Annotated in this window: 21 protein-coding genes; 16 read left to right on the top strand and 5 right to left on the bottom strand. The window is 63.8% G+C overall.

Annotated features, from left to right (window positions below; genetic code table 11):
* The first annotated feature begins 7 nt into the window (after positions 1–7).
* The 9 genes from ileS (at position 8) to ACUY1T_RS18380 (ending at position 8,244) form a co-directional block, all read left to right on the top strand.
* A complete protein-coding gene (gene ileS, locus ACUY1T_RS18420; protein ID WP_446025037.1) occupies positions 8–2,851 on the top strand; it encodes an isoleucine--tRNA ligase in 2,844 nt (947 codons plus the stop codon).
* The gene (gene lspA, locus ACUY1T_RS18415; RefSeq protein WP_446025076.1) at positions 2,844–3,374 is read left to right on the top strand and encodes a signal peptidase II; all 531 of its coding nucleotides are present in this window, start codon (positions 2,844–2,846) and stop codon (positions 3,372–3,374) included. The genes ileS and lspA overlap by 8 nt, the downstream gene beginning before the upstream one ends.
* 71 nt (positions 3,375–3,445) lie before the next feature.
* The gene (gene fkpB, locus ACUY1T_RS18410) at positions 3,446–3,892 is read left to right on the top strand and encodes an FKBP-type peptidyl-prolyl cis-trans isomerase (RefSeq protein WP_446025036.1); all 447 of its coding nucleotides are present in this window, start codon (positions 3,446–3,448) and stop codon (positions 3,890–3,892) included.
* A 187-nt stretch (positions 3,893–4,079) separates the two neighbouring features.
* Positions 4,080–5,057, top strand: a complete 978-nt coding sequence (ispH, locus tag ACUY1T_RS18405) for a 4-hydroxy-3-methylbut-2-enyl diphosphate reductase (protein ID WP_446025035.1) — start codon at positions 4,080–4,082, stop codon at positions 5,055–5,057.
* 166 nt (positions 5,058–5,223) lie between these two features.
* A complete protein-coding gene (locus tag ACUY1T_RS18400; RefSeq protein WP_446025034.1) occupies positions 5,224–5,634 on the top strand; it encodes a type IV pilin protein in 411 nt (136 codons plus the stop codon).
* Positions 5,635–5,642: 8 nt separating this feature from the next.
* On the top strand, positions 5,643–6,080 hold the full coding sequence (locus ACUY1T_RS18395) for a GspH/FimT family pseudopilin (protein ID WP_446025033.1): 438 nt from the start codon (positions 5,643–5,645) through the stop codon (positions 6,078–6,080).
* Positions 6,081–6,088: 8 nt separating this feature from the next.
* Entirely contained in the window at positions 6,089–6,508 is a 420-nt protein-coding gene (gene pilV / locus ACUY1T_RS18390) for a type IV pilus modification protein PilV (RefSeq protein ID WP_446025032.1), read from the top strand.
* 14 nt (positions 6,509–6,522) lie between these two features.
* The gene (locus ACUY1T_RS18385; protein WP_446025031.1) at positions 6,523–7,086 is read left to right on the top strand and encodes a PilW family protein; all 564 of its coding nucleotides are present in this window, start codon (positions 6,523–6,525) and stop codon (positions 7,084–7,086) included.
* Positions 7,087–7,113: 27 nt separating this feature from the next.
* On the top strand, positions 7,114–8,244 hold the full coding sequence (locus ACUY1T_RS18380) for a pilus assembly PilX family protein (protein WP_446025030.1): 1,131 nt from the start codon (positions 7,114–7,116) through the stop codon (positions 8,242–8,244).
* A 72-nt stretch (positions 8,245–8,316) separates the two neighbouring features.
* On the opposite strand, the gene ACUY1T_RS18375 is transcribed toward ACUY1T_RS18380, so the two are convergent.
* Positions 8,317–8,439, bottom strand: a complete 123-nt coding sequence (locus ACUY1T_RS18375) for a hypothetical protein (RefSeq protein WP_446025029.1) — start codon at positions 8,437–8,439, stop codon at positions 8,317–8,319.
* A gap of 146 nt (positions 8,440–8,585) precedes the next feature.
* Between ACUY1T_RS18375 and ACUY1T_RS18370 the strand changes: the two genes are divergently transcribed.
* Positions 8,586–9,833, top strand: a complete 1,248-nt coding sequence (locus tag ACUY1T_RS18370; RefSeq protein WP_446025028.1) for a cation:proton antiporter domain-containing protein — start codon at positions 8,586–8,588, stop codon at positions 9,831–9,833.
* A 61-nt stretch (positions 9,834–9,894) separates the two neighbouring features.
* On the opposite strand, the gene ACUY1T_RS18365 is transcribed toward ACUY1T_RS18370, so the two are convergent.
* From ACUY1T_RS18365 to ACUY1T_RS18355, 3 genes are all read right to left on the bottom strand, one after another.
* Positions 9,895–10,224, bottom strand: a complete 330-nt coding sequence (locus ACUY1T_RS18365; RefSeq protein ID WP_446025027.1) for a hypothetical protein — start codon at positions 10,222–10,224, stop codon at positions 9,895–9,897.
* A 301-nt stretch (positions 10,225–10,525) separates the two neighbouring features.
* Positions 10,526–11,773 (bottom strand): ribonucleotide-diphosphate reductase subunit beta, encoded by a 1,248-nt coding sequence (locus ACUY1T_RS18360; protein WP_446025026.1) that lies wholly within the window; start codon positions 11,771–11,773, stop codon positions 10,526–10,528.
* A 201-nt stretch (positions 11,774–11,974) separates the two neighbouring features.
* Positions 11,975–14,878, bottom strand: coding sequence for a ribonucleoside-diphosphate reductase subunit alpha (locus ACUY1T_RS18355; RefSeq protein WP_446025025.1), 2,904 nt, complete (start codon positions 14,876–14,878; stop codon positions 11,975–11,977).
* 350 nt (positions 14,879–15,228) lie between these two features.
* Here ACUY1T_RS18355 and ACUY1T_RS18350 point away from each other — a divergent pair, with 350 nt between their 5' ends.
* Both ACUY1T_RS18350 and ACUY1T_RS18345 read left to right on the top strand, forming a co-directional pair.
* Positions 15,229–15,942, top strand: coding sequence for a winged helix-turn-helix domain-containing protein (locus ACUY1T_RS18350; protein WP_197448591.1), 714 nt, complete (start codon positions 15,229–15,231; stop codon positions 15,940–15,942).
* Between the two features lie 3 nt (positions 15,943–15,945).
* Complete coding sequence (locus ACUY1T_RS18345) at positions 15,946–17,580, top strand: ATP-binding protein (RefSeq protein WP_446025024.1); 1,635 nt, start codon at positions 15,946–15,948, stop codon at positions 17,578–17,580.
* On the opposite strand, the gene ACUY1T_RS18340 is transcribed toward ACUY1T_RS18345, so the two are convergent.
* Positions 17,567–18,481: a LysR family transcriptional regulator gene (locus tag ACUY1T_RS18340; protein WP_446025023.1), complete on the bottom strand. Its 915-nt coding sequence runs from the start codon at positions 18,479–18,481 to the stop codon at positions 17,567–17,569. The genes ACUY1T_RS18345 and ACUY1T_RS18340 overlap by 14 nt on opposite strands.
* Positions 18,482–18,578: 97 nt before the next feature.
* On the opposite strand from ACUY1T_RS18340, the gene metE reads away from it, so the two are divergent.
* The 4 genes from metE to ACUY1T_RS18320 all read left to right on the top strand — a co-directional run bounded on the left by metE (position 18,579) and on the right by ACUY1T_RS18320 (position 23,183).
* Positions 18,579–20,876, top strand: a complete 2,298-nt coding sequence (gene metE / locus ACUY1T_RS18335) for a 5-methyltetrahydropteroyltriglutamate--homocysteine S-methyltransferase (RefSeq protein WP_446025022.1) — start codon at positions 18,579–18,581, stop codon at positions 20,874–20,876.
* Positions 20,877–20,980: 104 nt separating this feature from the next.
* Complete coding sequence (locus tag ACUY1T_RS18330) at positions 20,981–21,706, top strand: MliC family protein (protein WP_446025021.1); 726 nt, start codon at positions 20,981–20,983, stop codon at positions 21,704–21,706.
* A 124-nt stretch (positions 21,707–21,830) separates the two neighbouring features.
* Positions 21,831–22,409 carry a superoxide dismutase gene (locus tag ACUY1T_RS18325; RefSeq protein WP_446025020.1) on the top strand — a complete coding sequence of 193 codons (579 nt, stop codon included), beginning with the start codon at positions 21,831–21,833 and terminating at the stop codon, positions 22,407–22,409.
* A 165-nt stretch (positions 22,410–22,574) separates the two neighbouring features.
* Complete coding sequence (locus ACUY1T_RS18320) at positions 22,575–23,183, top strand: FMN-dependent NADH-azoreductase (RefSeq protein ID WP_446025019.1); 609 nt, start codon at positions 22,575–22,577, stop codon at positions 23,181–23,183.
* Positions 23,184–23,185 lie beyond the last annotated feature (2 nt).

The following is a 23,185-nucleotide window of genomic DNA, read 5'->3' as shown; positions in this document are numbered from 1 at the left end:
CCAGGATATGAGCGACTACAAGCACACACTGAACCTGCCCGAAACCGACTTCCCCATGCGCGGTAACCTGCCTCAGCGTGAGCCCGGTCGGGTGTCGCAGTGGCAGGACATGAAGCTCTACCAGCGCTTGCGTGAAGAACGCCGCGGCCGCGAGACCTTCGTGCTGCACGATGGCCCTCCCTACGCCAACGGCAGCATTCACATCGGTCATGCCGTCAACAAGATCCTCAAGGACATCATCGTCAAGTCGAAGAACCTGGCCGGCTTTGACGCCCCCTACGTGCCCGGCTGGGACTGCCACGGCCTGCCCATCGAGCACAAGGTGGAGACCACCCATGGCAAGCACCTCGAGCCCGAGCAGGCGCGCGGGCTGTGTCGCGAGTATGCCGCGGCGCAGATCCAGACCCAGCTTGCCGACTTCGTGCGCCTGGGCGTGATCGGCGACTGGGACAACCCCTACCGCTCGATGGACTACGCCAACGAGGCGGGCGAGATCCGCGCCCTGGCCGACATGGTCGCCGCGGGTTACGTCTTCAAGGGGCTCAAGCCGGTCAACTGGTGCTTCGACTGCGGCTCGGCCCTGGCCGAGGCCGAGGTGGAGTACCAGGACAAGAAATCCGATGCCATCGACGTGGCCTTCCCGGCCGCCGACGAGGCCAGGCTGGCCGCCGCCTTCGGCCTGGAGTCGCTCTCCAAGCCCGCCGCCATCGTGATCTGGACCACCACGCCGTGGACCGTTCCGGCCAACCAGGCGCTCAACGTGCACCCCGAGTTCACCTACGCCCTGGTCGATACCGGCAGTCGCCTGCTGGTGCTGGCCGAGGAGCTGGTGGAATCGTGCCTGGAGCGCTATGAACTCCAGGGCGAGGTGATCGCCACCGCCAAGGGCGAGGCGCTCGACCTGATCGAGTTCCGCCACCCCTTCTACGACCGCATCTCACCGATCTATCTCGCCGACTACGTCGAGTCCGAGGTGGGCAGCACCGGTATCGTCCACTCGGCCCCGGCCTATGGCGTCGACGACTTCGTCACCTGCCGTGCCCACGGCATGGCCTTCGATGAAATCAAGAGCCCGGTGCAGGGCAACGGCGTCTACGCCGACGACCTGCCGTTCTTCGGTGGCCAGATGATCTGGAAGGCCAACCCGCAGATCGTCGACAAATTGCGCGAGGTCGATGCGCTGCTGGCGCACAAGGTGATCACCCACAGCTACATGCACTGCTGGCGCCACAAGACGCCGGTGATCTATCGCGCCACGGCGCAGTGGTTCGTGGGCATGGACGTCAAGGGCAAGGACGGCCGCACCCTGCGCGAACGTGCGCTCGAGGGCATTGAGGCGACCCAGTTCACCCCGGCCTGGGGCCAGGCGCGGCTGCACGCCATGATCGCCAACCGCCCCGACTGGTGCATCTCGCGCCAGCGCAACTGGGGTGTGCCGATCCCGTTCTTCCTGCACAAGGCTACCGGCGAGCTGCATCCGCGTACCGTCGAGCTGATGGAAGAGGCCGCCAAGCGCGTGGAGCAGGAAGGTATCGACGCCTGGTTCCGCCTCGACCCTGCCGAGCTGTTGGGCGACGAAGCGGCACAGTACGACAAGGTCACCGATACCCTCGACGTGTGGTTCGACTCCGGCACCACTCACCGCCACGTGCTGCGCGGCTCGCACCCCCATGGCCACGAGAGCGGCCCGCGCGCCGACCTCTACCTGGAGGGCTCCGACCAGCACCGCGGCTGGTTCCACTCGTCGCTGCTGACCGGCTGCGCCATCGACGGCCACCCGCCGTACCGCGGCCTGCTCACCCACGGCTTCACCGTCGACGCTCAGGGCCGCAAGATGTCCAAGTCGATGGGTAACGTGGTGGCGCCGCAGGAGGTGATGGACAAGCTGGGTGCCGACATCCTGCGCCTGTGGGTCGCCTCCACCGACTATTCGGGCGAGATGGCGGTCTCCGACGAGATCCTCAAGCGTACCGCCGACGTCTACCGGCGCATTCGCAATACCTCGCGCTTCCTGCTCAGCAACCTCAACGGCTTCGACCCTAAGCGCGATGCGGTGGCCTTCGGCGACATGCTGGCGCTGGACCAGTGGGTGGTGGATCGCGCCGCCCAGCTCCAGGCGCGCATCGAGAAGGCCTATGAGGAGTATCGCTTCCTCGACGTCTACCAGCAGGTGCACACCTTCTGCTCGCGTGAGCTCGGCGGCTTCTACCTCGACGTGATCAAGGATCGCCAGTACACCACCCAGGCCGACTCCCTGGCCCGGCGCAGCTGTCAGACCGCGCTCTATCATGTCGTCGAAGCGCTGGTCCGCTGGGTGGCGCCGATTCTCTCGTTCACCGCCGAGGAGATCTACGAGCACATCCCCGGTGAGCGGGCGGACAGTGTGCTGCTCGAGAGCTACTACGAGGGCCTCGCCACCCTGACGCCTGACGCCGACATGGGCCGCGAATTCTGGGAGCAGGTGCTCGAGGTCAAGCAGGCGGTCAACAAGTGCCTGGAAGACGCCCGCAATGCCAAGACCATCAAGGGCAGCCTGGCGGCCGAGGTGACTCTATATGTCGATGAAAGGTTGCATGGCACGCTCGCCAAGCTGGGCGACGAGCTGCGCTTCGTGATGCTCACCAGCGAGGTGCGCCTGGCGCCGCTGGCCGAGGGACAAAACGCCGAAGATGCCGAGACCACCGAGCTGGCGGGCCTGAAGGTGGCCGTGGCGGCGAGCCCGCATCAGAAGTGCGAGCGCTGCTGGCACCATCGCGAGGATGTGGGTAGCCACGACGACCATCCTGACCTGTGCGGTCGCTGCGTCAGCAACCTGCCGGAGGGCAGCGGTGAGACTCGCCACTATGCGTGACAAGGAGCAGGGCGGCGGTGCTTCGGTGCCGCCGATGCACAAGCCGCTGCGCTGGCTGTGGCTGGCCGTTGCCGTGGTGCTACTGGACCTGGGCACCAAGGCGCTGATGTCCAGCCTGCTGAGCTATGGTCAGCCGGTGGAGGTGCTGCCATTCTTCAACCTGACGCTGCTGCACAACACCGGCGCGGCGTTCAGCTTTCTCGCCGGCCATCCCGGCTGGCAGCGCTGGTTCTTTGCCCTGATCGCCATTGGCGCAACGGTAGGCCTCAGTATCTGGATGAGCCGCCTCAAGGCCGATGAGAAGCTGCTCGGCGCCTCGCTGGCGCTGATTATTGGCGGTGCCCTGGGCAATCTCTACGATCGCCTGGTACACGGCTATGTGGTGGATTTTCTCTCGTTCCATGTCGCCGGCTGGTACTACCCGGCCTTCAACGTAGCCGATATCGGCATCACCCTGGGAGCCGTCGGCCTGATCTGGGAATCCGTTTTCGAAGGCCGCAAGCAGGCACGGCGGCGCAGCTGATCCGCCTGCTATGCTGCTGGCAGGATCCGGCCTGGCAAGCGCACGACACGATCGACCAAGCGAGAGCAACGATGAGCGAATACCGCATCGACGAGGGCATGGAAGTGACCCTGCACTTCACCCTCAAGCTGGAGGACGGCACCGTGGTCGACTCCACCCGCGAGAAGCAGCCCGCCACCTTTCAGCTGGGCGACGGCAACCTGCCGCCGGGGTTCGAATATCCGCTAAAGGGTATGAGCGGCGGCGAGAGCGGCAGCTTCGAGATCACCCCAGAGCACGGCTTTGGCCAGCACAATCCGCAGAACGTGCAAATGCTCAGTCGCGATGATTTCGAGGAAATCGAGCCCGAAGTGGGCACGGTGATGTCCTTCGCCGATCCCGCCGGCGGTGAGCTGCCCGGTGTAATCACCAGCGTCGACGAGCGCAACGTGGAAGTGGACTTCAACCATCCGCTCGCCGGGCGTACCCTGACCTTCGAGGTGGAAGTGATCGACGTCCGGCCCGCGCAGACACACTGAGCGGTTAGCTCGATGATCGACTGTCGGAAGGGCGTCGGGGGCAGGTCGTAGCGGAGGTCTTTTGCCAGGGAAGGCAAAAGTAGCGCCCAGGGATGGGTTCACAGCGCCTCCGCAGAGACCTGCCGCCGAGATAGCCCTGACTTGAAATACCATTATCGATGCCCTGACGCATCAAGGCGACGTAACCATGCAAGCTAACTCCGTGCGAATCAGGCTGGCCAATCCCCGCGGCTTCTGTGCCGGCGTCGATCGCGCCATCGAGATCGTCAACAGCGCGTTGGACGTCTTCGGCCCGCCCATCTACGTGCGCCATGAAGTCGTCCACAACCGCTTCGTGGTCGACACCCTGCGCGAGCGCGGCGCGATCTTCGTCGAGGAACTCGATGAGGTACCCGACGACGTCATCGTGATCTTCTCCGCTCATGGCGTCTCACGGGCCGTACAGGAGGACGCCGAACGGCGCGGTCTCAAGGTCTTCGACGCCACCTGCCCACTGGTGACCAAGGTGCACATGGAGGTGTTGCGCTACGCCAGGCGCGGCCAGGAGTGCATCCTGATCGGCCATGCGGGGCATCCCGAGGTCGAGGGCACCATGGGGCGCTACGACATCTCACACGGCGGCGCCATCTACCTGGTCGAGGACGAGGCCGACGTCGAGCGTCTCGAGGTGAAAGACCCGACACAGCTTGCCTTCGTTACCCAAACCACGCTCTCCATGGACGATACCGCCCGGGTAATCGACGCCCTGCGCGCGAAGTATCCCGAGATCGAGGGGCCGCGCAAGGACGACATCTGCTATGCCACCCAGAACCGGCAGGATGCGGTGCGCGAGTTGGCTGCCGGCTGCGACCTGCTGCTGGTGGTGGGCAGCCCCAATAGTTCGAATTCCAACCGTCTGCGCGAGCTGGCCGAGCGGGTCGGCACGCCGGCCTACCTGATCGACGATGCCAGTCAGATCGATCCGGCATGGCTTGCGAGTGTTTCCTCGGTGGGCATTACCGCAGGGGCGAGTGCGCCGGAAGTGTTGGTCAAGGGCGTGATCGATCGGCTCCAGGGTCTGGGAGCCGAGCCACCGGAAGAGCTGGCCGGCCGTGAAGAGACGATTACCTTCTCCATGCCCCGCGAGCTGCGTGAGCGTGTGATCGCCAGCGATTCGCTATCCTGAGGACAGGCACGAACCAGAAATGCCATACTCGAGGTATGAGCGTCTCATTCTTCGTAAGATGACCAGTGCCGGGCCTAGCCCGGCTTTTTTCATGACGTACCTAGCAGGGGCGGTTGTCATGATACATACTGAAACTAAGTGTAACCAAAATGCGGAGGAGCGCCGAGTGACGATCCACGTCCGCTCGACTCGCCAGCATCTCCCGGGCACGCGCCGAAGGCAGCGCGGCTTTACCCTGATCGAGCTGATGATCGTCGTGGCCGTGATCGCGATCCTGGCATCGATTGCCATACCGAGCTACCGCGGCTATGTGGAGCGGGCCACGCGTACGGACGCCCAGTCGGGCCTCATGGAGGCAGCAGGACAGCTCGAGCGCTGTTATACAGTCAACAATTCCTATGTGGGTTGTAGCGTGGTTTCGCGGTCTCCCGATGAAAATTACTCCATCACCGTCACGAGTACCGCCGCGACATACACCCTCACCGCCGCCTTGAGAGCCGGCCGTGGTCCCGATGGCTGCTCCGGGGACCTGACCCTGAATCATCAAGGTGTCCGAAGCCCCGCAAACTGCTGGTAGGGCAAGCCATGCGAAATGCCGGTTTCACCCTGATCGAGCTGCTGGTCACGATCGCCGTGATGACGATCGTTGCCACCATTGCCGTGCCGGGTTTTCAAGGAATGATGGTGAGCAACCGGTTGGCGGCGGATTACAACGTGGTGCTGTCGGGCCTGAACCAAGCCCGCAGCGAGGCCATCAAGCGCCGTGAGAACGTGAGGTTTCGGGTAACGCAGTCCTCTAGTCCCTGGGAGTACCGGATCACCACGGCCGATAATAACGATATTTCCATTCGCTCGGGACGAGGGAGTCAGGTCAGCGTTACCACCACCGACATCACCTTCGATTCACTGGGGCGCCGCGCGAACTGCACGGCCGGCTGTGACATCACCGTCGATCACAGCGGTGCCGGCAGCCATGTGCTGCAGGTCAGCACCACCGGCCGCATCGGCAAGCCGACGGGTTGAGGAGCGCAATGAGACGTCACGCTCAGTCAGGTTTTACGCTAGTCGAAGCGCTGATCGCCGTGCTGGTGCTCTCCATCGGTCTGCTGGGCGTGGCGGGGATGCAGCTCCGCGCCCTGCAGAGTGCCCATATGGGGTACCAGCGGGCGGTGGTCAGCCTGGCCGCCATCGATGCCCAGGAAAGGGCATGGGCAGCGCTGTCAGAATCGGATCCAAAGAGCTGCCCCGATGCATCAATGATGCCTGATATCAGCGGTGCTTGGCTCGGCGAGTGGTTCGGCACGGGTAAAATCCTCATCAATGACGGAAGTAGCTTCACCAGACCCTCGAATTGTGAATACACCGTATCGATAGCGTGGCAGGAAGAGCGCTACTCCACCGGCGAGAGCGGGGTTCCATTTGTCTATCAATTCCGACTGCCAGAGCTATGAGGAGCGCCAAGGTGATGCCGTTGCGAGACTTACAAGGGCTCCCGCTGAGGCAGTCGGGCTTTACCCTGATCGAATTGATGGTAGCGCTGGTAATCGGCTTGATCATCATCCTCGGTGCAGGACAACTTTTTCTCATGGGCTTTCAGACATTTCGCCAGATTGAGCTCATGGGCAATAAGCAGGCAGCGTTGACCTTTGCCACGGAGGCGCTGATACGCGACATTCGTCGAGCCGACGACATCGATTACGATTCCACTAGTAATGAGTTGACGGTTGAATTTCCCAATAATGGAGACATGAGCGGCTGTTCCGGGACGGTGGTTCGCGTTTACCGCCTGAGTCAGACGGCCGTCAGCACCACCGAAGGCTGGTCTCTCAATATGGGGCAGGACTGCGAGAGCGCCCCGTCCAGTTCTGCATTCGAGCCGCTGGTCACCTCCTTCGTGGCCAATGGGTTCAGTGCTGCGGAAGCCACCGATGGCGTCTGGGAGATCAGCTTCCAGCTGATGGCGGGCCGGGATGGTGAGACGGATGATTTCGAGTTTCGAGCCGTCAACCGAAACCAGGCCATCAATTGATTTTGTCCTGATGGGCGTGGAGGAAATATGAAACATCAGCGAGGTGCAGCGCTCGTCGTGGTTCTCTCCATGCTGGCCATGTCGCTGATGCTGGGGCTTTCCGGCATGCAGTCGTCACAGATCGATGAGCGCCTGGCGGGCAACTACAAGGCGGCAACCGAAGCCCAGATGGGCGCGGAAAGGGCCATCTCGGCCGGCTGGGGCGAGAATGGCAGCGGAGTGAGCGTCAGCGACTTCGATGCCACGCGGACCCTCGCCGAAGTGGAAGCCTACAGTTGGACACAATTCACCTCATTGGGGGATATCTCCGCCAACGCCTGCAGCGGCAATATCGCATGTCATTACTACCTGCTCAAGGATGGAAGCGATTACTTCATTGCTGGCATGGGGGCCGTGGTCAGCGCAGGAAATCTGGCGGCAGTGAGTCAGCCGGTCTTCGCTCGCATCGAATTCACACCGGGGCCGAATCCTGCCTTTACCAATGGGCTGCTCAGTGCGGACTACATCCTGGTTACGGGCCAGTCCACCGTTATGGGTAATGTCCACTCCAACGGAACCGTCGATATCTCTCTGCGAGACGGTTCGGAAGCGACCGTGACCAACGGAACAGAACAGATGGTCGAGGTGCCATTGCCTGGCGAAAGGCCCGAAGGCGAGGACATGAGTGCCTGTGACGAAAATCCTGAGCCCTACTGCTACAAGAGCTATGACCCCAACGTCTTTGACGAGTATGCGGTGAGGGAAGGCGTCATTAATACTTGTAGTATCGACATGGACATGTTGAATGATGGTGATACCGTATTTTGCGACGGCGATCTGGATGTCCAGGGTGGTTCCGTGGATAGCAACCGTGTGACGCTTGTGGCAACAGGTAACGTCACCATGAACGGGGCTACCTCAAGCGGGGGCAACGAGAGCGAAATCGGCCTTTTCGTCATCGCCGGCCAAGATATCGAATTCAACGGCAACACGGACAATTATGGCGTGTTCTGGGCCGGGGGATATGTTCGTCAGAACGGCAATTCGAGCCTGTATGGGGCGATTGTGGCGGGCACCTACATCCGCAGCAATGGCGGTATCGACTTCGTCAGCCTGGATAACGTAACCAATCCGGATACTTTCGCACCTGCCGATCCGAAGATCGTCGCCTGGCACTAAGCGGACTGGCACTTGACGAGGCCGTGTATCATCTCGCGGCCTTGACGCCGTGATTCCTGTATACCCGATAATTCAGGATTCGGAGGGCTTGCGATAATGACCGGGAACGGTCACCCGTTCGCCGCTGGGCAGCTCTCGCACGTGGGTGGGAACGTAGATACGCTTGATGACGCTGCGGGACTTGCCGTTCGTCATGCTCGACTCCTTGTCCATCGGTCTCTCTGACTACTTTATCCAGCGTCGATTCGACGTGCAATCCGGTCCCGGCGAGCGACGCTCGGTTTTACGCCTTGCGCAAGGTTGCCTAGGTTAGGAGGGGGCAAGGAGCGTAAGGAGTCGGCATGGAGCAGCTGGACATCGCGCTGGCAGTCGTGGGCGGCCTGGTGCTGGTCGTGGGCTTGCTGTCGCGCCCGCTGGACCGCTCCTGGCTCTCGGCTCCTCTGTTTGCCTTCCTGCTCGGTGTGGCATTGGGGCCACACGGATTGAACGTTCTCGACCCGATGGCCTGGGGCGATGGCAAACGAATGCTCGAGGAGACGGCACGGCTGACGCTCGGCATTAGCCTGATGGGCATCGCGCTGCGGTTACCACCCAGCTATCCCTTCGTGCACTGGCGTTCCCTGCTGGTGCTGCTGGGTATCGCCATGCCGGCCATGTTCCTGATCAGTTCGCTGCTGACGCACTGGGTCATGGGCTTGCCGCTGTTGATGACATTGCTGGTCGGCGGCACCATCTGCGCCACCGATCCGGTAGTGGCGTCTGCGATCGTCACCGGTGGGGTGGCCAAGGAAAATCTTCCCGATGGGTATCGGCACCTGCTCTCGAGCGAGTCCGGCGCCAACGACGGCCTGGCCTATCCCCTGGTATTGCTGCCGATCCTGCTGTTGTCCCTGCCTGCCGGCGATGCCTGGCTCGACTGGTTCGGCAAGGTCTGGCTATGGGAGGTTGGCGGGGCCGTGCTCATCGGCATCGCGCTCGGCTGGGCGACAGGACGGGCCCTGCAGTGGTCGGAGGCACGCGGCTTCCTCGATCAGCCGTCGTTTCTCTCCATCACCCTGGCACTTACGGTGCTGGTGCTCGGGCTGGGCGAGCTGCTCGGTACCAATAGCATTCTGGGTGTGTTCGCCGCTGGACTAGCCTTCGATCAGGAGGTCGGCGGCCAGGAGCGCAGCGAGGAAGACAACGTACAGGAGGCGGTCAACATCCTGCTGACGATGCCGGTCTTCATCCTGTTCGGCCTGATTGCGCCTTGGTCCGAGTGGCGGGCGCTGGGTCTGGAAGGGCTGCTGCTGGCCGTACTGGTGCTATTACTGCGGCGCTTGCCGGTGATACTGCTGCTGCGGCCCTGGTTGCCGGCGCTGCGTGACTGGCCGATCACCCTGGTCATGGGCTGGTTCGGTCCGATCGGCGTATCGGCGCTCTATTACGCCACGCTGGTATCGAGCCGAACCGGCTACGATCTGGCCTGGACGGCCGGTACCCTGATCGTGGTGGCTTCGATGATTGCCCATGGCATCACCGCGGCACCGTTTGCCTATCGCTATGGGCGCTGGCAGCGCAGACACCGGGAGGGGGCCGGCAGGGAGTGACTGGTACACCTGCCGGTTGGCCTTTCCGGCGTTTGCTAAACGCGGGAGGCGCTACCCCGTTTCAATGATAACGACTCGGCAAGCGCGTGAAGCGTACTGGGGGACTGTACTTCTCGCCCGCCGGGGCACGCTCGGGAGCGGGACGAACCCGCCAGCCGCGCGAACTCGCCCATTCCTTGAGTTCGCGATAATCGAGCAGCGGGTACTCGCGGCTGTAGGGGTTGGGCACTGACGAAGGGAAAGCGAAGGCCACATGCGGGTAGCGGGCCAAGGCGTCTTCACTGTTATGGGCGGCCAGGGCAAGATCCAGCGCGTGCTGCCACGCCTGTGAATCCTTGGGGGCGTGTACGGCACTGAGTCGAGCGTTGTCGTTTGCGTAGAAACTTCCCATGACGTTTACCTCACTTCGAAATCGTTGAAGGTCGTAGCCAGGCTTGTCGGATGGCAGCGCTCATTTTGGTGGCGAGCGGCGATGAGGCTTGACGGGAACCGTCTTGGGCCCAGGCTTGGGGGAGGACCTGGCGGGTTGGGAAGGGGTTGAGCGACGATGGGGTTTCACGGAAACGCTTTTTCTGGACATGACGCACCTTTTGGTTGGCTACCGGGGTACTTGCTACATGAAGGCCTTCGACTCCTTTTTTCCTGCTTGGTAAGCGCCCCACTCAACGTGGAGTGGGGCTCGTTGTCCAGGATCAATCCCAACTGAGCGCGCCACCCACCTGGTACTCGGTGACGCGGGTCTCGAAGAAGTTCTTCTCCTTGCGCAGGTCGATGATCTCGCTCATCCACGGGAAAGGGTTCTGTGCGCCGGGGAACTGCTCCTTGAGGCCGATCTGGGCCAGGCGGCGGTTGCAGATGAAGTGCAGGTACTCCTCCATGATCGCCGCGTTCATGCCCAGCACGCCGCGGGGCATGGTGTCCCGCGCGTAGGCGATCTCGAGCTCGGTGCCCTCGAGGATCATCTGGGTGACCTCGTCCTGGAACTCGGGCGTCCACAGGTGCGGGTTCTCGATCTTGATCTGGTTGATCATGTCGACGCCGAAATTCAGGTGCATCGACTCGTCGCGCAGGATGTACTGGAACTGTTCGGCCACACCGGTCATCTTGTTGCGCCGACCCATGGAGAGGATCTGGCTGAAGCCGCAGTAGAAGAAGATACCCTCGGTCACGCAGTAGAAGGCCACCAGGTTGCGCAGCAGCTCCTGGTCGGTCTCGGAGGTGCCGGTATTGAAGTCCGGGCGCGCCAGCGATTGGGTGTGCTTGAGGCTCCAGGCCGACTTGGCGGCCACCGACGGCACCTCGCGGTACATGTTGAAGACCTCGCCCTCGTCCATGCCGAGCGACTCGACGCAGTACTGGTAGGCGTGGGTGTGGATCGCCTCCTCGAAGGCTTGGCGCAACAGGTATTGGCGACACTCGGGGTTGGTGATCAGGCGGTAGAGGGCCAGCACCAGGTTGTTGGCCACCAGCGAGTCGGCGGTGGAGAAGTAGCCCAGGCTGCGCTCGACGATGCGACGCTCGTCCGCGGTCAGGCCATCCTGGCTCTTCCACAGCGCGATGTCGGCGTTCATGTTCACTTCCTGGGGCATCCAGTGGTTGGCGCTGCCGTCCAGGTATTTCTGCCAGGCCCACTCGTACTTGAAGGGCACCAACTGGTTGAGGTCGGCGCGGGCGTTGATCATCTGCTTATCGTCGACCTCGATGCGCGCCGCACCCATTTCGAGTTCCTCGAGGCCGGCGGCGACATCGAGCTCCTCCAGCGACTTACGTGCCCGCGCCAGACGGTCGCTGTCGGCCACCTGGTAGCTGCCGCTGCTTTCCTTCACCTCATCGCTCGGGGCCACCGCGGGCTGCGGCTTGGCGGCAGGTGCCGGCGCGGCCTTGGCCGGCTGCTCGGCGACGGTGGTTTCGTCCTCGTGGAACTCGTCCCAGTTCAGCATTTTCACTTCACCTCGGATTCTTTTGGGGGCCGTAGATGGATTCACCGCTCGAGGCTCATGCCGGGGGCAAGCCCCGAAGTGTCGGACCATCGAGGAGGCGCTGTGAACCCATCCCTGGGCGCTACCGACGCCATCCCTGGCGTAGGACCTCCTCTCCGGCTTGCTCCCGGCGCCTCTCGCTCGCCGTTGGCAATGCGTGTCTTACTGGCAGGCCTCGCAGCCCAGATCGTCTAGCTCTCCTGCGCTCGGCGCACGCGACCCGCTGCCCGCCTTGCCGGTAAGGAAATCCTCCACGCCGCGTGGTTCTTTCTGCGCTGAGGCAGGTGCCGCAGAAGGTGCTGGCGCGGTGGAAGGCGCCTGGTTGCTCACGGCGTTGAGCGTGCCACGGTCGACGGTGGACTTCTCCACCGAGGTAGCACCCAGGGCGCGCAGGTAATAGGTGGTCTTGAGGCCACGGAACCACGCCATGCGGTAGGTCACGTCGAGCTTCTTGCCGGAGACCCCCTTGATGTAGAGGTTCAGCGACTGGGCCTGGTCGATCCACTTCTGGCGCCGCGCCGCGGCTTCCACCAGCCACTTCGGCTCCATCTCGAAGGCGGTGGCGTACTTGGCCCTGAGATCTTCCGGCACCCGCTCGATGGGCTGCACGCTGCCGTCGTAGTACTTGAGGTCGTTGATCATCACCTCGTCCCACAGGTCGCGCGCCTTGAGGTCGTGGACCAGGTAGGCGTTGACCACGGTGAACTCGCCGGAGAGGTTCGATTTCACGTAGAGGTTCTGGTAGGTCGGCTCGATCGACTGCGACACGCCGCAGATGTTGGAGATCGTCGCGGTAGGGGCAATGGCCATTACGTTGGAGTTGCGCATGCCCTGTTCGGCGATCTTCCGGCGGATGCGCTGCCAGTCCTGGGTGGCGCTGGTGTCCACCTCGATGTACTTCTCGCCGCGCTCCGTCACGAGCTTCTCGATGGAGTCGATGGGCAGGATGCCCTGACTCCACAGCGAGCCCTCGAAGCTTTCGTAGCGGCCGCGCTCGGCGGCGAGGTCCGATGAGGCTTCGATGGCATGGTAGCTGACCAGCTCCATGGAACGGTCGGCGAATGCCACCGCTTCCTCGGAGGCGTAGGCGATGTCCTGGGCGTAGAGGGCGTCCTGGAAGCCCATGATGCCGAGCCCCACCGGGCGATGCTTGAAGTTGGAGTTCCTGGCCTGGGGTACTGCGTAGTAGTTGATGTCGATGACGTTGTCGAGCATGCGCACGGCGGTACGCACGGTCTTCTTCAGCTTGTCATCGTCGAGCTTGCCGTCGACCACGTGCTGCGCCAGGTTGACCGAGCCGAGGTTACATACCGCGATCTCGTCGGCGCTGGTGTTGAGGGTAATCTCGGTGCACAGGTTCGAGGAGTGCACCACCCCGGCGTGCTGCTGCGGACTGCGCAGGTTGCACGGGTCCTTGAAAGTGATCCACGGGTGGCCGGTTTCGAACAGCATCGAGAGCATCTTGCGCCACAGGTCCTTGGCGCGCACGCGCTTGAACAGCTTCAGCTGGCCCGAGCGGGTCATCGCCTCGTACTCTTCATAGCGCTTCTCGAAAGCGGCGCCATACAGGTCGTGCAGGTCCGGGCAGTTGGCGGGCGAGAACAGCGTCCACTCCTTGTCGTCGAACACCCGCTTCATGAACAGGTCGGGCACCCAGTTGGCGGTGTTCATGTCGTGGGTACGGCGGCGGTCGTCGCCGGTGTTCTTGCGCAGCTCGAGGAACTCCTCGATGTCCAGGTGCCAGGTTTCGAGGTAGGCGCATACGGCGCCCTTGCGCTTGCCGCCCTGGTTCACCGCCACGGCGGTATCGTTGACCACCTTGAGGAACGGCACCACGCCTTGGCTCTTGCCGTTGGTGCCCTTGATGTAGGAGCCCAGGGCGCGCACCGGCGTCCAGTCGTTACCCAGGCCTCCGGCCCACTTGGAGAGCAGGGCGTTGTCGCGGATGGCGCTGTAGATGGCGTCGAGGTCGTCGGGCACGGTGGTGAGGTAGCAGCTGGAGAGCTGGCTGCGTATGGTGCCCGAGTTGAACAGGGTCGGCGTGGAGGCCATGTAGTCGAAGCTGGAGAGCAGCTCGTAGAACTCGATGGCGCGCGCCTCGCGGTCGTCCTCGTTCAGCGCCAGGCCCATGGCCACGCGCATGAACATCACCTGGGGCAGTTCGTAGCGAACGTCGTCGCGGTGGATGAAGTAGCGATCGTAGAGGGTCTGCAGGCCCAGGTAGGTGAAGGCGTTGTCGCGGGTGTGGTCGAGCGCATCGCCCAGCCGCTCGAGATCGAACTCGGCGAGCCTGGGGTCGAGCTGTTCGAACTCGATCCCCTTGGCCACGTAGGCATGGAACGCCGGCTTGTACAGCTCGGCCATCTCGCCGAAGGTGGCTTCCTCGGCGATGCCGAGAAACGTCAGCGCCTCGCGGCGCAGGCTATCCTGTAGCAGGCGGGCGGTGACGTAGGTGTAGTTGGGCTCCTTCTCGACCAGGGTGCGCGCGGTCATCATCAGCGCCTGGGACACGCCATCCACCGAGACGCCGTCGTAGAGGTTCTTCAGCGATTCCTCGACGATGCGGTTGGGATCGACGTTCTCGAGTTCGGCACAGGCGTCGAACACCAGCGTCTCGATGCGACCGAGGTCCAGCGGGCGGCGGCTGCCGTCGGCCAGGCTCACGTTGAGCGTGGGATGGGGCTTCTCGATCTCGGCGCCGGCCGCGGCGCGCGCGCGGGCGTGCTCTTCGCGGTAGAGTACGTAGGCGCGAGCAACCTTCTGCTCGCCGGCGCGCATCAGCGCCAGCTCCACCTGGTCCTGGATGTCCTCGATGTGCACGGTACCGCCATCGGGCATGCGGCGCAGGAAGGCGCCGGCGATGGCTTGACTGGCCTGCTCCACGAAGTCGCGGACCCGCGAGGAGGCGCTGACGTTGTCACCTTCAACGGCAATGAAGGCCTTGCGCATGGCGACGGCAATCTTGCTGGCATCGAAGGGCGCCACGTCGCCGTTACGCTTGATGACGCGCAGGGTTTGCGGGGCCGTGAGCGACAGGTCGGTCGGGTCGGGGGTCTGGAGTTGCATGGGCCGATAAATCCCTTCTGCATGGGGATGAGGTCAGGGCAACGAAGGCATTGACAGCCGAGGTCAGGCTTGGTAAATGCACATCATCTTGTGTCGTTCTCGTTTGAGAACACAAGATAGTGTGCTTTTTCGCCTTCATCAAGTGGATAACCTGTGGGTGAGCTGTGACTCGACGGGGGGCATCCTTTGGGTTGTTGCTCAAGTCCGGGCTATGCTTCGCTGGCAAGCTGCGAGGACGCGGAATGTCATGAAAGGCAGGCGAAAGGACCTATTTCGGGTATCCTTGATCAGTAAATTGGCGGGACAGGGTGTTCCGAGTGAAAACGAAGCCCAGCACGGGGATGACTAGGATGGATGACAACCTGGAAAGCAGCGACATGGAACACGTGCTGATTATCGAGGATGACGTGCGCCTGGCCGAACTCACCCGTGACTATCTCGAATCCAATGGATTCAAGGTCACGGTGGAGGCCGAAGGCTCACGAGGTGTCGAGCAGATACTGACGCTGCAGCCGGATCTGGTGATCCTCGATCTGATGCTGCCCGGAGAGGATGGATTGTCGATCTGTCGCCGGGCGAGGCCCGACTATGCCGGGCCGATCCTGATGTTGACCGCCCGCACCGACGACATGGATCAGGTGCTGGGGCTGGAAATGGGTGCCGACGATTACGTGCCCAAGCCGGTTCAGCCTAGAGTGCTGTTGGCACGCATGCGGGCACTGTTGCGGCGAGCGGAGAACGCCGAGCAGTCCGGCGAAGCCCGGCTCACCTTCGGTAATCTGGAGATCGACAGCGCCACCCGCGAGGCGTGGCTGCAGGGCGAGCGTATCGATCTCACCAGTGCCGAGTTCGATCTGTTGTGGCTATTGGCCAGCAATGCCGGCAGGGTGCTCACTCGGGAAGAGATCTTCAGCGATCTGCGTGGCATCAAGTACGACGGCCAGGATCGCTCCATCGACGTACGGGTCTCGCGGATACGTCCCAAGATCGGCGACGATCCCAACCATCCGCACCGGATCAAGACGGTGCGCAGCAAGGGCTACCTATTCGTCAAGGATGCCTGATCCATGCAGCGGTTCCTGGCCGATGGCTCTTTCCTACGTGTCTATCTGGCCTTGGCCCTGGCGCTGCTGCTGACCTTTACCCTGGCCCTGATGGGCCTGGCCCTGGTCGATCGGGTGCGCATCGAGCAGTATCGCGAGCAATTGGCCGAAGCACCGCTGCAACTACTCACCTGGCGGGTGGCCGCACTGCCTGCCCACGAGCGCGGCAGCTGGCTGACCCAGCAGTCCGACGTGCTCGACATACGCTTTTCGCTGCGTGAGCCGGAGAGTGCCGACCTCGGCTGGTTCGAACGTCGACGGCTGGAGCGCGGGCGCGTCCTGGTAAAGGTGCACGAAGAGGAAGGCTGGCGGCTCTACCGGCGTCTGCCGCGAGAGGCGCGTATTTTGGAAGCTCGCCTCTCGGGGCTCAACGAACGTCAGCTGCGCGGCCTGGCTCAGATGCTTGGCGACTGGCTGGCCGAGGTGGATGGCGATGCTCGTCGCCGGCGTCTCGAGGGCGTGACCAGCGATGCCCTGCCGGTACGCCTCAGCGACCTGGCTCCCGAAGGGCTCGATAGCCACCAGCTCACCCGCTTGCGCGACGGCGAACTGGTGATTCGCCTGATGCCCGGCCACTGGGCATTGACCGTGCATCTCGCCGTGCCGGCTAGCGACGGCTCCCGCCAATGGCTATCGATCGGCCCGGTCTCGGCGCTGGAACCCACTCCCATTTCGTTGTTGCTGCTGGTGCTGGTGATCATGCTCGGCGTGCTTGCCGCGATCATCTACCTGATCGTGCGTGGCGTGGAGGCACGTCTGGCACGGCTCGAGCTGGCCGCGGGTCGAATTGCCAGCGGTCGCCTCGATACCCGGGTGAAGGTCGACGCCGGGGGGTTCATCGGCCGGGTCGGCATGGCCTTCAACGCCATGGCCGCTCAGGTTCAGTCGCTGCTGCGCTCGCAGCAGGAGATGATTCGCGCGGTATCCCACGAGCTGCGCACGCCGGTGGCGCGCATTCGCTTCGCCGTGCAGATGGTCGAGGACATGACCGACGACCCCGCCATTCACCGCCAACTGCATGGCATCGATAGCGATATCGAGGAGCTCGACCAGCTCATCGACGAGATCCTGACCTATGCGCGGCTCGACAGCGGTATCGTCAACGGGGCCGAGCTGGAGCGCACCCAGGTCGATTGTCGCGCCGTCGCCGAACGGGTCATCGAGACCCTGGCTCCGCTGCATGCGCATCTGCGCCTGGAGCTGGCGCCGGGGCCGGAGGTAGAAGTGCAGGCCGACCCGCGCTACCTGCAGCGGGCGCTGCAGAACCTGGTGGCCAACGCCTGTCGTCATGCCCAGTCACGGGTGCTGGTGCGGCTCTCGTTGGAATCTCGCCTGGTACGCCTGGATATCGAAGACGACGGACCCGGCGTGCCGGCCGGCGAACGCCAGGCCATCTTCAAGCCCTTCGCCCGGCTCGACGACAGCCGCACCCGGCGCAGCGGAGGCTATGGGCTGGGGCTCTCCATCGTGCAGAAGATCATGGCCTGGCACGGGGGGAGCGTGGTGGTCGACGACAGCCAGGAGTTGGGCGGTGCACGCTTCTCGCTGTTGCTGCCGCGAGTGCCGGCCAGCAAGGCCAAGCCGGTCAAGCCGGCTTGATGCCCTCCAGCACGGCGAAGGAGGTCTCGCGGGCCGTGCGCAGGAAGTCCTCCATCCAGGGTTGTTCGCGGCTCTCGTCGCGAATGGCCGCGTAGAGCGTGCTCCACATGCCCGTTTCGCCAAGGCCTACCGCCTTGACGTAGTCGCGCTCCAGGTACTCCGTGAGTGCCCAGTTGGGTAGCGCGCAGACGCCACGGCCACTGGCCACCAGCTGCATCATCATGATCGTGAGTTCCGCGGTGCGGATCTCGTGCGGGCGCACGCCGGCGGGGTCGAGGAACTGGGTGAAGACGTCCAGGCGGGCACGCTCCACGGGGTAGGTGATCAAGGTTTCCTCGGCCAGATCCTCGGGCTCGATGAAGGCGCGCTCGGCCAGGCGGTGCTGGCGGGCCACGGCCAGCAGGCCCTGATAGCGGAACAGCGGTTCATAGTAGACGCCCGGCAGCGGCTGGGGATCGGCGGTGATCACCAGGTCGAGCTGCTCCCGGGCCAGCGCCGGCAGCGGGTCGAAGTGGTGACCGCCGGGAATGTCGATCTCCACCTCCGGCCAATGGTCGCGGAAGTGGTCGATGGTCGGCATCAGCCACTGGAAGCAGCTATGGCATTCAATGGCCATGTGTAGCCGCCCCGGCTCGTGGCCGATCAGCCGCGCCACGTCGCGTTCGGCCATGCGTACCAACGGCAGCACCTGTTCAGCCAGGGCCAACAGGCGCTGACCGGCGCGGGTGAACTCCACCGGCCGTGTCTTGCGCACGAACAGCCCGGTGCCCAGGCGTTCCTCGAGATCCTTGATCTGGTGCGACAAGGCCGACTGGGTCAGGTGAACCCGCTCGGCGGCCTCGACCAGTGAGCCGGCATCGCGCAGGGCAATCAGGGTCCGCAGATGACGAAGTTCTATCATGAGCTAATTTCAAGTTGTGAGTTAATATATTTAGTTTGATTCACTCGTGCGCGACGGCGAGACTCTGCGACATCATTCATGCGTAGAGGGAATTATCATGACATTAGCTCATGTGCTTGGCTATCCGCGAATCGGTGCCGACCGTGAACTCAAGCGCGCCGTCGAAGCCTATTGGCGCGGCGAGCTCGATCGTGCAGACCTCGAGGCCACTGGGCGCGAGCTGCGGGCGCGCCACTGGCAGGCCCAGCGCGACGCTGGCCTCGACTTCATCACCGTGGGCGATTTCGCCTTCTACGATCAGGTGCTCAACGCCTCCACGCTGGTGGGTGCCGTGCCGGCGCGTTTTGCCGCCGAGGAAGAGGTCGCCCGCGGCGAGGTCGACCTCGACACCCAGTTCCGCATGGCGCGTGGGCGCGCGCCCAGCGGGGCGCCGGCCGCGGCCTGCGAAATGACCAAGTATTTCGATACCAACTACCACTACCTGGTCCCGGAGCTGCACGCGGGGCAACGGTTCAAGCTGGCCAGCACACGGCTGTTCGACGAGGTGGCCGAGGCGCGGGCGACGGGTCATCCGCTCAAGGTGGCGCTCACCGGGCCGCTGACCTGGCTGTGGCTGGGCAAGGGTCGCGAGGTCGGCTTTGACCGTCTGAGCCTGCTCGAGGCGCTGCTGCCGGTCTACGGCGAGATCCTCGCACGCCTGGCAGAGCAGGGCGTGGAGTGGGTCCAGCTCGACGAGCCGGCGCTGGTGCAGGACCTGCCCGTGGAATGGTGCAACGCCTTCGAATTCGCCTACAACGCCTTGCGCTCGGCACCGGTCAAGCTGATGGTGGCGACTTATTTCGGCGGCCTGGGGGACAACCTGCAACTGGCGGTGAGCCTGCCGGTGGATGGCCTGCACATCGACACCGTGCGCGCTCCCGAACAGCTGACGCCGGTGCTCGACAACCTGCCCGGCTACAAGGTGCTGTCGGTAGGTGCCATCGACGGACGCAACGTCTGGCGGGCCGATCTGGGTGCGCTGCACGAACGCCTGGCCACTGCCCGCATGCGCCTCGGCGAGCGGCTATGGCTGGCTCCATCCTGTTCATTGCTGCACGTGCCGGTGGATCTCGCCAGCGAGAACGAACTCGACGGGGAGCTCAAGAGCTGGCTGACCTTTGCCCGCCAGAAGCTCGACGAGACGGTCACCCTGGCCCGGCTGCTCGGCAACCGTGGCAATGATGAGGACCGTGCCCGGGTCGCCGCCGCCACGGCGGCGCTGGATGCCCGGCGGGCCTCGCCGCGGCTGCATCGGCCCGAGGTTGCCCAGCGCCTGGCCGGCGTCGGCGACGCCGAGCTCTCCCGCGACAACCCCTACCCGATCAGGGCTCGGGCTCAGCGCCGTGCCCTGAACCTGCCATTGTTTCCCACCACCACCATCGGTTCCTTTCCGCAGACCGCGGAAATTCGCACCGCCCGCCGCGCCCACAAGAACGGTGAGCTGGGGCGTGACGCCTACGAGGCGAAGATGCGCGACGAGATCGCCGATGCCGTACGCCGTCAGGAAGAACTGGGGATCGACATGCTGGTGCACGGCGAGGCCGAGCGCAACGACATGGTCGAGTACTTCGGCGAGCAGCTTGATGGCTACGTCTTCACCCGCAATGGATGGGTGCAGAGCTACGGCTCGCGCTGCGTCAAGCCGCCGATCATCGTCGGCGACGTGACCCGGCCGGCACCGATGACGGTAGCCTGGAGCCGCCATGCCCAGTCGCTCACCGAGCGGCCGATGAAGGGCATGCTCACGGGGCCGGTGACCATGCTGCAGTGGTCCTTCGTGCGCGACGACCAGCCGCGCGAGGTCACCTGCCGGCAGATCGCCCTGGCCCTGCGTGACGAAGTTGCCGACCTCGAGGCCGCCGGCATTCCGGCCATCCAGATCGACGAGCCGGCGCTGCGCGAGGGGTTGCCGCTGCGCCAGGGCGAGTGGCAGGGCTACCTCGACTGGGCCGTGGAGTGCTTCCGCCTGACCGCCTCGGTGGCGCGCGACGCCACCCAGATTCACACCCACATGTGCTATTCGGAGTTCAACGACATCATCGCCGCCATCGCTGCGCTGGATGCCGATGTCATCACCATCGAGACCTCGCGCTCGAACATGGAGTTGCTCGACGCCTTCCATGACTTCGCCTATCCCAACGAGATCGGCCCGGGCGTCTACGACATCCACTCGCCCAACGTGCCCGAGGTAGCTTGGATGGTGCAGCTGATGGAGAAGGCGGCCGAGCGCATCCCCGTCGAGCGGCTGTGGGTCAATCCCGACTGCGGCCTCAAGACCCGCGGCTGGGCCGAGGTGGAGCCGGCGCTGGCCAACATGGCCGACGCCGCACGGGAGCTGCGCCGTCGCCACGGCTGATGCCGCCGCGAGGCGCTGCGTTCGCGGCGCGTGAAATAGGCACCGGGCCGCATGGGGCCGGTGCCTGTTATGCTGTGCCGGTTCGATTCGTCCAAGGAACCGCCATGACGCTTCGCTTTACGTTTTCCCTTCGCCCGGCGCTGCTCGTCGCTGGCTCACTGTTGCTGGGTGGCTGTGTCGCCGCTCCCGTCGACGGGCCGCGGCCCACTGGCAAGGTGACCAGCACGGCGCCGCTGATGCCTTCATCGCTTTTCCCCGGCGGTGCCGAGCGCTTCGAGGCCTGGCGCTGCACGCCACAGCAGGATCTGGTGACGGCCTTCGGCGAGCGCGAACTGCGGCTATGGTCGGCACACGGCGCCTATCGCTTGACACCCGCGGTGGTGGCCAGCGGCGCGCGCTATCAGCAGGGCGACCTGAGTTTCTGGAACAAGGGCGGGGATGCCGTGGTCGAGAGCGCCAACGGCCAGCTGGAGTGCAGCGCCGCCATGGCGCGCCCGGCGCTGACTCGCGAGCAGCGGCCCGGCGTCATGTTCCATGGGCGCGGCAACGAGCCGGGCTGGAACGTCAATTTGGCTCATGACACGCCCGAACTGACGCTGGTGCTCGACTACGGCGCGCGGGAAATGACGTTGCCCTATCGCGTCACCGGGATGGACAACGCCAATGGCCGGGTCACTCTCGTCGGCGCCCAGACCGACCAGCCCTTCGAGCTGCGCCTGGAAGCGCGGGCCTGCTTCGACGACATGAGCGGCGAGCCGTTTCCGGCCCGGGTCACGCTGACGATGAATGGAGAAACATATCGGGGCTGTGGTCAAGGCATCGCCCCTTAGCCCTACCCCGTGATGCGATGGATGCAGCGCCTCGCGCTGGCCAGAACCAAGGCAAGCCGGGAGCCATCGGATTTGCCTTGGACGAGCCCCGCCACACCACCGTGAATAGCAAGGAGCCACAACAATGGCATTCGAACTGCCTGCACTGCCCTATGAGAAGAACGCCCTCGAGCCGCACATCTCCGCCGAGACCCTCGAGTATCATTACGGCAAGCACCACCAGGCCTACGTCACCAAGCTCAACGAGCTGATCGAAGGTACCGACAACGCCGACAAGTCGCTGGAGGAGATCATCAAGTCCTCCTCCGGCGGCCTGTTCAATCAGGCCGCCCAGGTGTGGAACCACACCTTCTACTGGCACTGCCTCGCTCCCAACGGTGGCGGCGAGCCGACCGGCGCACTGGCCGAGGCGATCAATGCCAAGTTCGGCTCCTTTGCCAAGTTCAAGGAAGCCTTCAACGCCAACGCCGTGGCCAACTTCGGCGCCGGCTGGACATGGCTGATCAAGACTGAAAAGGGTGACGTCGACATCGTCAACACCAGCAACGCCGACACCCCGATCGCCCATGGCCAGACCCCGCTGCTGACCATCGACGTGTGGGAGCACGCCTACTACATCGACTACCGCAACGCGCGCCCCAAGTATCTCGAGAATGTATGGAGCGTGCTGAACTGGGACTTCGTCGCCCAGAACTTCAGCTGATCCACCCAGGCCAGTGATACGCGTTTGGCCCTGCCGATAGGCGGGGCCTTTTGCTGTGATATATTTTCGTATTTTTCGAATGACGGGTGCGAAACTATGCGCTTTTAGTGTGAAAAAATACACGTAACATGGCGATCAACACCGAACCCATCTAGGGAGATCGTCATGGCTACTCGTATTCTTCTCGTTACCTCATCCATTCTCGGCGAGCATGGCCAATCCAACGCCTTGGCCGGTCATCTTCGCGAGCGGGTCGTCGGGCGCGACGATATCGCTGTCACTCATCGCGACCTGGCGACCGAGTCGCTGCCGCATCTGGGCCTGGAGGAACTCTCCAGCTGGCAGGTCGCGGACGAAGCGCGTTCCGCCGAGCAACAGATGCTGGCGCAGCGTTCCGACAGCTTGATCGAAGAACTGCTGGCCCATGACGTGCTGGTGCTGGCGGTGCCGATGTACAACTTCGGCATTCCGTCCCAGCTCAAGGCCTGGTTCGACCGGGTGATGCGTGCCGGCACCACCTTCCGCTATACCGAGCAGGGCCCCGAGGGGCTGGTGACGGGCAAGCGCGCCGTGATCCTGGCCGCCCGTGGCGGACAGTATGCCGGCACCGAACTCGACAGCCAGACGCCGCACCTCAAGGCGATGCTGGGCATGATCGGCATCAACGACGTGTCGGTGATCTATGCCGAGGGGCTCGCCATGGGCGACGGGCATCGCGAGGCAGCGCTCAAGGAAGCCCGGCAGGCCATCGACGGACTGGTCGACGGATTGTAAGG

The organism is Billgrantia sp. Q4P2 (assembly GCF_052806135.1).
Note: the sequence above shows the minus strand (reverse complement) of the source record. Positions and strands in the feature narration are given on the sequence as shown.

Coding starts and splice junctions, on each gene's coding strand:
- ileS (WP_446025037.1), top strand. CDS start 8: ATGAGCGACTACAAGCACACACTGAACCTGCCCGAAACCGACTTCCCC.
- lspA (WP_446025076.1), top strand. CDS start 2,844: ATGCGTGACAAGGAGCAGGGCGGCGGTGCTTCGGTGCCGCCGATGCAC.
- fkpB (WP_446025036.1), top strand. CDS start 3,446: ATGAGCGAATACCGCATCGACGAGGGCATGGAAGTGACCCTGCACTTC.
- ispH (WP_446025035.1), top strand. CDS start 4,080: ATGCAAGCTAACTCCGTGCGAATCAGGCTGGCCAATCCCCGCGGCTTC.
- ACUY1T_RS18395 (WP_446025033.1), top strand. CDS start 5,643: ATGCGAAATGCCGGTTTCACCCTGATCGAGCTGCTGGTCACGATCGCC.
- pilV (WP_446025032.1), top strand. CDS start 6,089: ATGAGACGTCACGCTCAGTCAGGTTTTACGCTAGTCGAAGCGCTGATC.
- ACUY1T_RS18385 (WP_446025031.1), top strand. CDS start 6,523: ATGCCGTTGCGAGACTTACAAGGGCTCCCGCTGAGGCAGTCGGGCTTT.
- ACUY1T_RS18380 (WP_446025030.1), top strand. CDS start 7,114: ATGAAACATCAGCGAGGTGCAGCGCTCGTCGTGGTTCTCTCCATGCTG.
- ACUY1T_RS18375 (WP_446025029.1), bottom strand. CDS start 8,439: ATGACGAACGGCAAGTCCCGCAGCGTCATCAAGCGTATCTACGTTCCC.
- ACUY1T_RS18370 (WP_446025028.1), top strand. CDS start 8,586: ATGGAGCAGCTGGACATCGCGCTGGCAGTCGTGGGCGGCCTGGTGCTG.
- ACUY1T_RS18365 (WP_446025027.1), bottom strand. CDS start 10,224: ATGGGAAGTTTCTACGCAAACGACAACGCTCGACTCAGTGCCGTACAC.
- ACUY1T_RS18360 (WP_446025026.1), bottom strand. CDS start 11,773: ATGCTGAACTGGGACGAGTTCCACGAGGACGAAACCACCGTCGCCGAG.
- ACUY1T_RS18355 (WP_446025025.1), bottom strand. CDS start 14,878: ATGCAACTCCAGACCCCCGACCCGACCGACCTGTCGCTCACGGCCCCG.
- ACUY1T_RS18350 (WP_197448591.1), top strand. CDS start 15,229: ATGGATGACAACCTGGAAAGCAGCGACATGGAACACGTGCTGATTATC.
- ACUY1T_RS18345 (WP_446025024.1), top strand. CDS start 15,946: ATGCAGCGGTTCCTGGCCGATGGCTCTTTCCTACGTGTCTATCTGGCC.
- ACUY1T_RS18340 (WP_446025023.1), bottom strand. CDS start 18,481: ATGATAGAACTTCGTCATCTGCGGACCCTGATTGCCCTGCGCGATGCC.
- metE (WP_446025022.1), top strand. CDS start 18,579: ATGACATTAGCTCATGTGCTTGGCTATCCGCGAATCGGTGCCGACCGT.
- ACUY1T_RS18330 (WP_446025021.1), top strand. CDS start 20,981: ATGACGCTTCGCTTTACGTTTTCCCTTCGCCCGGCGCTGCTCGTCGCT.
- ACUY1T_RS18325 (WP_446025020.1), top strand. CDS start 21,831: ATGGCATTCGAACTGCCTGCACTGCCCTATGAGAAGAACGCCCTCGAG.
- ACUY1T_RS18320 (WP_446025019.1), top strand. CDS start 22,575: ATGGCTACTCGTATTCTTCTCGTTACCTCATCCATTCTCGGCGAGCAT.